Source organism: Paenibacillus ehimensis NBRC 15659, from assembly GCF_004000785.1.
GTDB classification, from domain to species: Bacteria; Bacillota; Bacilli; order Paenibacillales; family NBRC-103111; genus Paenibacillus_G; species Paenibacillus_G ehimensis.
This window is the reverse complement of the sequence record NZ_BILX01000081.1, coordinates 18,015-28,493: the sequence shown is the minus strand read 5'-3', so window position 1 is coordinate 28,493 and position 10,479 is coordinate 18,015. Positions and strand designations below refer to the sequence as shown.

6 protein-coding genes are annotated in these 10,479 nt (G+C 58.5%); all 6 read right to left on the bottom strand.

Annotation, left to right across the window (positions count from 1 at the left end; translation table 11 throughout):
• Window positions 1-625: 625 nt before the first annotated feature.
• The 6 genes from PEH01S_RS29130 to PEH01S_RS29105 all read right to left on the bottom strand — a co-directional run bounded on the left by PEH01S_RS29130 (window position 626) and on the right by PEH01S_RS29105 (window position 10,377).
• On the bottom strand, window positions 626-2,095 hold the full coding sequence (locus PEH01S_RS29130; RefSeq protein ID WP_127489656.1) for an ABC transporter substrate-binding protein: 1,470 nt from the start codon (window positions 2,093-2,095) through the stop codon (window positions 626-628).
• A gap of 22 nt (window positions 2,096-2,117) precedes the next feature.
• Window positions 2,118-3,062 (bottom strand): carbohydrate ABC transporter permease, encoded by a 945-nt coding sequence (locus PEH01S_RS29125; RefSeq protein ID WP_036712876.1) that lies wholly within the window; start codon window positions 3,060-3,062, stop codon window positions 2,118-2,120.
• A gap of 37 nt (window positions 3,063-3,099) precedes the next feature.
• Entirely contained in the window at window positions 3,100-4,029 is a 930-nt protein-coding gene (locus tag PEH01S_RS29120) for an ABC transporter permease (protein WP_036712879.1), read from the bottom strand.
• Between the two features lie 151 nt (window positions 4,030-4,180).
• The gene (locus PEH01S_RS29115) at window positions 4,181-5,785 is read right to left on the bottom strand and encodes a response regulator transcription factor (RefSeq protein ID WP_127489654.1); all 1,605 of its coding nucleotides are present in this window, start codon (window positions 5,783-5,785) and stop codon (window positions 4,181-4,183) included.
• Window positions 5,763-7,616 carry a sensor histidine kinase gene (locus PEH01S_RS29110; protein ID WP_127489652.1) on the bottom strand — a complete coding sequence of 618 codons (1,854 nt, stop codon included), beginning with the start codon at window positions 7,614-7,616 and terminating at the stop codon, window positions 5,763-5,765. Before PEH01S_RS29110 ends, PEH01S_RS29115 begins: the two co-directional genes overlap by 23 nt.
• 97 nt (window positions 7,617-7,713) lie before the next feature.
• Window positions 7,714-10,377 carry an endo-beta-N-acetylglucosaminidase gene (locus tag PEH01S_RS29105; protein WP_127489649.1) on the bottom strand — a complete coding sequence of 888 codons (2,664 nt, stop codon included), beginning with the start codon at window positions 10,375-10,377 and terminating at the stop codon, window positions 7,714-7,716.
• Between the last annotated feature and the right edge of the window lie 102 nt (window positions 10,378-10,479).

Sequence of the window (10,479 nt, the reverse complement as noted above, 5' to 3'; positions counted from 1 at the left end):
TCTCTTCTCGAGGGCAGCCGGAGCTTTTTTCGATGCCGAAGCTATTGCGTAGCCCGCCGGAGACGTTGGGTCAGTCCTTTCCATGGCCGAAATGTAAATTAGAGGAACTATAATGCGTTATTGGCTCACATTCGCCGGCCTGTACAAGAATAGAGAATCCACGATGCGCTAAAGCCCCGATTCAGGAGGGTACGAACATTTTTCGACACGGTTAAGTGATCTCCGTTCCTCTATGTTCCAATGAATGTCTCCACATTGAGCTTAGCGCATCGTGCTTCCTTTATTTTTCAAGCTATACCCGCGTCGGGTGCCTTGTCCGAGTCCGAGCCTGATCCGTGCCAGATACCGGGTCAGAGTTCACACCCGGTCGAGTCAGATACCACGTCCGGGCCGTGTCTGATCCGCACCGGACGTCACGTCAGGCCGCGCCTGTCCGCGCCCAAATAGCACGTCGTCCGGGCCGTGCCGGTTGAATCAGATTGCCGCTTTCGGGTCCGCCTCATCCTCCATCGGCCCCGGCTCCCTTCCCTTCCATAAAGAGGAATGAAGCTTGCAACAGCCCCAAAAAACCGCCCCCGCCGCAGATCATTTCCTGCGCCAGAGACGGCCTCCTTTCTTTATGCGCTTACTTCTTCGCTCTCCACGCGTCAAGCTGCTTCTGTGCCTCGTCCATCACCTTGTTGATCCCCGCGGCTTTCAGCTTGTCGATCGCTTTGGGCAGCACCTCCGAGGGCTCGACGGAGCCGGTCTCCAGCGCTTTCTTGAACTCCTCCGATACGCTCTTGACGGCGGCAAGCTCGTTCTCCACCTTCGAGGAGTCGAACTGGAAGCCGAGCAGAGGCGCGTTCTTGGCCGATTTGTTGAACTTCTCGTACTGCTCCCACTTGTCGGCCGGGTCCTTGGGGAACCGGTTCAGCAGAAACATATTGCCGAGCGTAAACGACGGCATGGAGTAGCCGGAATCCGGGATCGGCTCGATGACGCCCTCGGAAACCTTTTTATAGTGCGTGCCTTCGAGGCCGTAGCTCACCAGATTCCGCAAATATGCGTCGCTGTTCAACAGGTTCAAAAATTCCATCGCTTTCTCGGGATGCTTGGAATTCGCGGAGATCGCCATCATGGAGCCGGTCACCGACCAGTTGAACACGATCGGCTCATGGATCGGCTTCGACACGATCTCGTATTTGAAGCCTTCCGACCATAAATTGTCCGCGAACGGGACCGTATGCGCTTTGTCGACGAGCCATTTGCCGGTTTTCTCGTGATCGTTGCCGGTTTTGGTCGCGACATCGGGCGGCAAATAGCCCGCCTTGTAATATTTGCGCATCGTCTCGCTCATTTGCCGGTACTCGGGCGTCTCGAATACGTTGACGATCTTGTAATCCTGCGTATCGAGCCGGACTCCGAACGGAATCCCTTCCACGACAAAATCGAACGGAACGAACGGATCGACGTTGCTCGGAATCGGGTAGACGCCCGGTTCGTTTTCCTTCATCGTCTTGAGTAGCGGCTCCAGACTTTCCAGCGAACTGACGTTCGAGAGGTCCAGCTTGTATTTGTCGACGTACTGCTTGTTGAACCGCCATACGGCCTGCGCGGGCAGCTCTTTATTGGTCGGCACCGCATAGTTGTGTCCGTTCACCTTGGAGCCTTCGAGGAACGAAGGGTGCACGGCCTTCTTGATGCCCTCCCCGTATTTGTCCAGCAGGCCGTCCATCTCGTAAAACGCGCCTTTGCGGGCGTTCTGCACGTAGTCGAAGGCCCACGAGCTCGTAAACGCGATGTCGTAAGGCTCGCCGGAGACGGAGATGACCTGCATCTTCTGGGAATAGTCGCCCCAATCGATCATCTTCATTTTCACGGCAGCGTTGATCTTCTCTTTCGTATATTTGCTGACGGCCTCCATCACTTTGTCGGCATCCTTTTGCGGTCCGCCGATCGTATACCAGATCAGCTCTACGGGCTGGCCGTCCGCTTTTCCCGTGCCCGCTCCTTCTTGGGCCGGGTTCCCGGCACCGCCGGAGCAGCCGGCGGCCAGCGCGGACAGCATCAGCACCGAGGCGAGCCCGGCGGCGAGTCGTTTCCGTTTCAACATGCGCGTTCCTCCTTGTACGATGTTATTCTTTGACCGCTCCGATCGTCAGGCCCTGCACGAAATACCGTTGAAAGAACGGATAAGCGAGCACGATCGGACCGGTGGCCAGGACGACCATGGCCATTCTTGACGATTCCTGCGGCAGCGACTTGGCGATTTCGAAGCGCTGGGTGGCGTCGCTGAGGCTGGAGTTTTGCACGATAAACTGAATGTTGCTCTCGATCTTCATCAGCAGCGACTGCAGCGGAATCAGATTCGGGCTGTCGATGTACAGCAGCGCGTTGAACCAATCGTTCCAATAGCCGAGCGTGCTGAACAAGCCGATCGTCGCCAGTCCCGGCAGCGAGATGGGCAGCACCAGATGCGTGAACACCTTCCATTCGCCCGCCCCGTCGATCCGGCCGGACTCGATGATCGCATCGGGCACCATCTGCTTGAAAAACGTACGCATGATCAGGATCGAGAAGGCGCTGACGCACGTAGGCAAAATAAGCGCCCACACCGTATCCTTCAAATGCAGCACCTGCGTCGTCACGATGTAGGAAGGCACCAGCCCGCCGTTAAACAGCATCGTGAAGAAGGCGAAGAACGCAAAGGCGTTGCGGTACGCGAAATTGTTTCTGGACAGCGCGTAAGCGTACAGCGCGACGGTCATCACGCTGAGCAGCGTTCCGACGACGGTAACGAAAAGCGTTACCCCGTAAGACCGGAACAGCTGACCTCCGGTTCGAAAAAGGTACCGGTACGCCTCGAAGCTCCATATTTCCGGAAACACCTGATAGCCGTTGTTCGCCAACGCTTGCTCATCCGTCAGCGAGATGATGACGACGAAGACGAACGGAAATACGCAAGCAATGGCAAACCCGCCGGCGATCGCGTGGCACACGCCGTTCCAGAACGGCGACAGCCTCGTAAAGTCCCGGCTCTTCTTCCGCACGGCAGCGGTAGGCGCATTCGGACTTGGCATTGGCATGCAGGCTCCCCCTTTCCTTTTCGTCGAAGTGTTAAAATAAAGCGTTCTCTTTGTTGATCCGCTTCACGACGGCGTTGGTCACCAGCACCAGAACGAGTCCGACCACCGATTGATACAGCCCGGCCGCCGTGCTCATGCCGATATTGCCCGTCACCTTCAGTCCCCGATACACATACGTATCGATGACGTTGGTCACAGGAAACAGCGCGCCCGTATTGCGCGGCACCTGATAGAACAAGCCGAAGTCCGCGCGGAAAATGCCGCCGATCGCCAGCACCGTCAGGATGATGATCATCGGCCGGATAAAAGGCAAGGTAATGCTCCAAATCTGCTGCCATTTGCCCGCGCCGTCGATCATCGCGGCTTCGTAATACGACTTGTCGATGCCGATGATGGCCGCCAGGTAGACGACGCTGGAATAACCGACACCCTTCCACAGGTTGACAAGCACGAGAATGTAAGGCCAATAGGCCGGCTCCGCATACCAGGAGACGCGCTCCATGCCGAGCGCCGTCAGCGCCTGATTCAACACCCCGCGGTCCACGCTCAGGAAGCTGAACAAGAAATAGCTGACGATAACCCAGGACAAAAAGTAAGGCAGGAACATGCCGGTCTGGTAAATTTTCGCCCACCGGCGGTTGACGATTTCATGCAAAATAATGGCCATCATCACCGATAAAACCGTGCCCAGCACGATAAACGCAAAATTGTACAGCAGCGTATTGCGCACGATGATGTAAGCGTCTTCGGATTGAAATAAAAATTCGAAGTTTTTGAAGCCGGTCCACTTGCTCCGCCATATGCTGGCCAGGAAGCCGTCCCGGTCAAAGCGGTATTCCTTGAAGGCAATGATCGCCCCCGGCATCGGCAAATAGCTGAACAGCAGGAAATAGACGGCTCCCGGCAGCACCATGAGCAAAAAGGTTTTGTTGCGGTTTAGCTTCTTCAGTGTACGTCCCATCGTCCCCACAAGCTTTCACCCCCGTTCTTTCGCGTCCGCGTGCCCATTTCGGAAAACGCATACATCGCTTTCTTTTCTAACTTTACCCAATGCAGAGCGCGGCATAAAGTCAAGAAACTATAGAACGGGTGGAGAAACTAAAGAAACGTTTTCATCCGCCTCCCAGCTTGCTCCAATTGCGGTATTCCGTCGGCGAGAAGCCGTAATATTTACGGAATTGCTTGTAAAAATAGCTCGTATCCGTATATCCGACCCGAACGGAAATATCGCTCGTTTTCAGATTCGATTCGACGAGCAGCGCCTTCGCTTGGGCAAGCCGGTACTTGTTGACATAATCGGAGAACGTCTCTCCGGTTTCCTTGTGGAAAAGTTGGCCGAGGTAAACCGGATTCATGTGGAAGGCCTGGCTTAGCGTCTTCAAAGACAGCTCATCTCCATAACGGCGTTCGACCTCCAGCAGCACCTGCCGGATCACGGGGCTGTACTCCCGCTCCGCCGCCCCGGATGCGCAGAGCACGCGGTCGACGAAGCGCTCGACCAGCTCCTCCAGCTCCTGCATCGTCTGCGGCTTGACGACCTGCGAGAACAAGTGCTTGTAATCGCTGATGACGCCTTCGTGCTCCTGCCGCATCAGATTGGCATGATGGACGGCGGCCGCAAGCACGGCCATCGCCGTATTCTGGATGTCGGACGGCGCGAGCCCCTCCGTCTCCCGCAGGCGCGCGAACGCTTCCCTGACCCAAGCGAGCGCTTCGTCCTTCTTCCCGGCCGACAGCAGCTTGCAGAAATGGGCCAGCTCCGCCTGCGCAGGCGCCGCAGGTTCCGCCGCTGCGGTTGGTGCAGCCGCTTCGTAGACAAGCGGCCCGTCGTGCGGCGCGAGCACATAGTAATCCTGCATCCGCTTGGCGGTGCGGTAGCTGCGATGGGCCGACGCATCGCCCTTGGACGCTTCGCCGACCGTCGCCAGCAGCGGCAGGCCCCACCGCTCGCGGATGGCGGCTTGCAGCTCCGCCATGAAGCGGACGAAGCGGATCCGATCCGCATCGCCGTCGTTCAGCCCCGCGAGCAGCACAAGATCGCCTTCGAGATCGGCGAACACGGCCTGCTCCGGGCCGTAAGATTGCACCGTCCGCTGGCAATACATCCTTACGGCGGCAATCGTCTCCGCCCGGGACGATACTTCGGCGGGCTCCGCCTGCTCTTGATCGAACAACAGCTTGACGGTGCCCACGACATACCCCGGCAGGCCGAGCCGAATGCCGAGCAGCTCCTCGCGGTTTCTCAGCTCCTCCGGCTCGATGGCCGCCGTCACCCAGCGGTACAGGAGATTGTCGCGGATAATTTCCAGATGGCGCTTAATGCTCTCTTCCTTGTAGACGGACTGCTCGATTTTGGCAACGGTGCCGGTCAGCGTCCGAATCAATTCCTCCGTATTGACCGGCTTCAGCAAATAATTTTCGATGCCGAGCGTGACGCCTTCCTTCACATAGTCGAAATCGTTGTACCCGCTTAAAATAATAAATTTCACGTCGGGCTGCAGCTCTCTTACGCTGCGAATCAGCTCTAAGCCGTTCATGCGGGGCATCTGGATATCGGTAATCAAAATATCGATCGGCTCGCCGGCCAAAGCTTCGAGCGCTTCCGCCCCGTCCCCGGCCTTGCCGACGATCTGCAGCCCATGCCGCTCCCAATCGATCAAATAAGCGAGTCCCTCCATAATGAACGGCTCGTCGTCAACCAGAAATACACGATACATATTCGTTCCCCCTTACGCTTCCCGGAATCGTGACGGTCACCGTCGCTCCTTCGCCGGGACGGCTGTCGATCCGCAAGCCGTACGCTTCCCCGTAGCTGTGCTTCAGCCGCTCGTTCACGTTCGTCAGGCCGATGGACGCGCCGGACGGCGGCGGCGGATGCTCCAAGTCCCGCCGAAGCTGCGCCAGCCGCTCCGGCGCGATGCCCGAGCCGTTGTCGGTCACGGCGATGCGGATGTCTGAGCCCTCGGCCCAGCCGCAGATGATAATCCGGCGCTCCCGGCCGTCCGGAGCAGGGCCATCGAAGGCATGGCGAATGCAGTTCTCGACGATCGGCTGAAGCGTCAGCTTCAGAATCGTACAGCGGCCGACGGCTTCGTCGACTGCAATCTCATAGTCGAACCGGTTCGGATAGCGGGCCCGCAGCAGGTTCAAATACAGCCGGCACAGCCGGACCTCGTCCTGAACGGTCACCATCGTCTCGTGCTTGATCAGATTCTGGAACAGCGCGCCCAAGCTGTAGATCATGTCCCCGACATCCCGGTTGCCGTCCATCACCGCTTTCAGCCGGATCGCCTCCAGCGTGTTGTACAGAAAATGAGGCTGGATCTGCGCCTGCAACGCGAGCAGCTCCGCCTGACGCTGCTTGATCTCGGACAAATATACCCGCTGGATGTGCTCCTGCAGCGTTTCGCACATTTTGTTGAAGCTGGTGGCGATGTGGAACAGCTCGTCTTCCTTCTGCACGGTTACGCGTACCGAGAGGTCCCCGTCCTGCAGCTTGCGCATGGCGCGAATGACCGTTTGCGTACGGCGCGAGAAATTGATCATCAGCAAATACGACAGCAGCACGGCGGCGGACACGCATAAGACCGTGCCTGCGATGACCGTTCGTTTCATCCCCTGAAGTCCTTCGCTTACCTTCACTACCGGGACGATGCTGGCAAGCAAGACGCCGCCTTGGTTCAACGTCTTCAGCTGTACATAGGCCGGTTCGTCCAGCGCGACCGGGTCCGATTGGTCCCGCAGGGCGCCCATATATGGATAGCGCTGCCCCGTAAAGCGCCGGGAGGAGTCGTACAGCACGGTGCCGTCCGCCGTCAGCAGAAGCAGCTCCCCCTTAAAATCGCTCCGGTCGTTCTGTACGATCCGGTCCATGCCGGTCCACTTCCAATCGACAAGCAGGGTGCCGTGATTCTGCAAGGTAATCGGGTCGTTGATGTCGTTTGCCATCGTAAACATGCGGTTCCGGTCCCCGTCCGTTCCCGGCTCGAACGACGGCGGCGGCGCAAACGATTTGGTCTGGCGGATCCGGCGGACCGGATCGGCAACTTTCGGGTTTTCCGGCCCCGGATAGACGAAGCCCTGCTCCTCCAGCCCGCGATACGCGTACAGGAAGCCCTTGACGCTGCTGTACAGCCAGATCGTCTGAATTTCCCGGTCAAAGGTCAGCGATTGGAAATACGAATCCATATTTTTGTCCACAAAGGCCGCATTGTCCGCAAAACGGTCCAGCCGGTAACGGAGATAATCGGAAAAATCGTTGTTGAGAAAAAACAGCACGTCCCGAAGCAACCGCTCGTCCTTGTACAATTGGAACACCATCTGCTGACCGGCCTCATACCTGCGCTCTACTTCGTGCGTCGCCCGCTCCAGCACCTGCTTGGCCGCTTCCAGCTCCTTGCGCGTCGCTTGCTCGGCCGCATTGCGGTAGATCAGTACGGCGAGCGCCGTCAAGGAGACGACGATAATGAGCGAATACAGCAGCAAAATTTTGTTGAACAGCTTCTTCTCGATATGATTTTTGTAAAACGTCCGAACCGCCGAAACCATGGCCGGGCCTCCCTCCGTATCCGATACGTATTTGGAAAGGGGCAAAAAGACCGCCTGTCTCCTTATCCGCAAATAAGGGAGACAAGCGGCCTCCGTGCTATTTTGCCAGTCCGTTCACTTCGAACTCGTAAATACGAGCGGCGGTATCGCCGCCTTGCGTGGCCTTATCGATGATCAGCTTCACGTATCTCGCCTTCGTCAGCGCGATCGGATGCTTGCTCTCCGCGGCCATATTGCCTTGAACCTGAACGACGTCGTTCCAAGTGCTGCCGTCGTTGCTGACTTGAAAGTGGAAGTCGCGGGTATTGAACGCGGCCGCTTCACCGCCCGCTTCCGCATGCTTCACCACAAACTCGCTGATCGTGTAGCTCGCGCCCAGATCGACCGACAGCCAGTGCGGCCCGCTGCCGAGCGCGCACCACTTGCTGTTGCCCGTCACCTTCCCGTCGAAGGCATAGGCTGCCGCCTCGTTCGGTCCGCAAGCGCCGTCCGCCGTCGCCGGCTTGTTCAGGGCGAGATTTTTCACCCCGCCGGCGGCGTCCTTGGTCACCGTGATGAACGCTTCTTTGGTGATGGTACTGTCGCCTACCGAGTTTTTCGCCGTCAGCGTCACGCTGTACGTTCCTTCGGCGGCATAAGTGACGACCGGCTGCTTCTCGGTGCTGGTGGACGGCGTCCCGCCCGGGAACGACCACACCCGCTGCTCCGTCACCTCGGACGACTGGTCGATGAACGTCACCGGCTGCCCCGGCGCAACAAGCGTCTTATCCGCCGCGAACGCCGCCACCGGCTTCGGATACGCCGGCCAGGTGACCACGGTCTGCGCCGCTTTGCCGCGCCGTCCGTCCGCGCTGAGCGCGACAACTTCCAGCTTCGTCTGCGCTTCCGGCCCGATCCGGCGCAGCATCGGCACGTAGTACACCCGGTTCGGCGTGACGCCGAGCAGCTCTTTGCTGCCGTCCGGTTTCACCCGGTACACCTCGAAGTAGCGGACCGGACGATCCGTGGCCGACCATTCCAAACGGGCATCGCCGTAGATACCGTCTTTGAACTCGGCTTCCTTCACATTCAAGCCGCGAACTTCGGGTACCGGATTCGGATCGTCTTTGGCGTTATAGACGGAGAGCTGCCCGATGTTGACCGAGAAGTCCGGAATCGTCTGCTTCGCGTCCGCATGCAGAGAGATGGCGGCGATCCGCTTGCCGCGGTACGGATTCAGGTTGAACGTCTGCGTATCCCACGTTCCGGGATGCAAGCCGCCCGCGTCAAGGAATACGAACTTGTCGGGCTGATCGGCAAACGCCAGTCCCACCTTCAAGTCCGCGTGCTTCGTCTGCGTCTTGAAAGTAAGCGACAGCTTCGTGTTCTGCTCCACGGGCAGATCCGTCTTGTACAGCTTCAGATGCGTAGCGTTCTGCGGGCTGAGCGTTCCGGCCAGCTTCAAGGAGCTGCCGCCGTAATAAGCGGTCGTGAAATCGAAGCTCGGCTTCAGCGCTTCCCCCTTGCTTTCCGCAATCCAGCGCCAAGTCGGCAGCACATCCTGCAAGCTCCGGTTGTTCCACGGCGTCGTCCGCACGACTTCCCCGTTCACGGCGAACAGCTGCCCGTTGCCCGTATTGAAATTCGTCGTAAACGGCAGATCGTTTACCGGAGACTGCTCCACGACATAGTGCGCAATACCCTTCCAATCGGCCGTACCGGACGTATTGGCCGGGTTGCCGGTCGGACCGACCCAGAATTTATTTTCCTTCGCGTAAAATTGCTCTTGATTCTCCGACGAATTGAACGCCCAGTCCGGGCGGTAAATGCCAAGCGAAGTAACCGCCTTCTTGCCCTCGGGAAAGATCGCGTTCCAGCTGATTTTCGTATCATAGCCCTTCGCTTCGACATCGATGCCCGTGAACAGCTCGTACGGGCTGCGGCCCAGACTCTTGGCTTTGTTCGCGGACGGCTCCAGCGAGCGCCACCAGAAATTCAGGAACATGCTGTCGGAGCGGCGTTCGCTGCCCTGCTGCAGGAACATTTGGTTGCGGTCCGTCAGCGCGTTCTGCCAAGCGATCGCCCCGTCCGAGGTCATCGAATCGTACCACATGATCTGCATTCCTGCCGGCTTCTTCGCTTGCAGGTAGGCGAGGAACTTCTGCATCGCCGCGGCGTCTTCCGCCGTGCCGCCTTCCGTCTCCTGGTTGATAAACCAGCCGTCGAAGCCGTAATAGTTCGCCACTTCGAGCAGCTTATCCGCCACCGGGAACGAGCCGTCCGGGTTTTGCCGGATCGTCTGCTTCACCCATTCGAACTTGCCCCCGTAAACGCTCGGCGGGAAAAAGACGGTGCCGAGCACCGGAACGCCGTTCTTATGGGCCGCATCCGTCACGTCTGCGCTCGGCGGCACGATGATGCCTTCGCCGGACGACCCGCCCCAATAGACGAGCTTGTCGACGTAAGCCCAGTAGCCGAACGTATTCGCGTCGAACTTCTCCGACCCTTGCGACGGCACGCCGCTGGTTTGCCGGTTCATCGCCGAAAGCGCTGCCACTTTCGGTTCGACCGTAGCGTGCTTATTGACTTGATATCCCGTGAATCGGTCCTGCAGGGCAATCGTGCTGCGGTTGAACTCCGCATCCTTGTCTCCCTGCGGCGTCCAGCGGAGCAGATCCTCCGGGAACCAATAGGACGAATGCGGCTGCGCCGCTTGAGCGCCCGCGGCAAACACCAGGCATGAGAACATGAACAGTAAAAGACCGGTCCATCGCTTTTTCATCGTGTTTCCTCCCTTTTGGTATAAATTTCGGACTGTCCGGCATGCGTTCCGGGCATCCCCTCCACCCTTCAGAGGATTCGGACACGCTCCACATCCATGAAA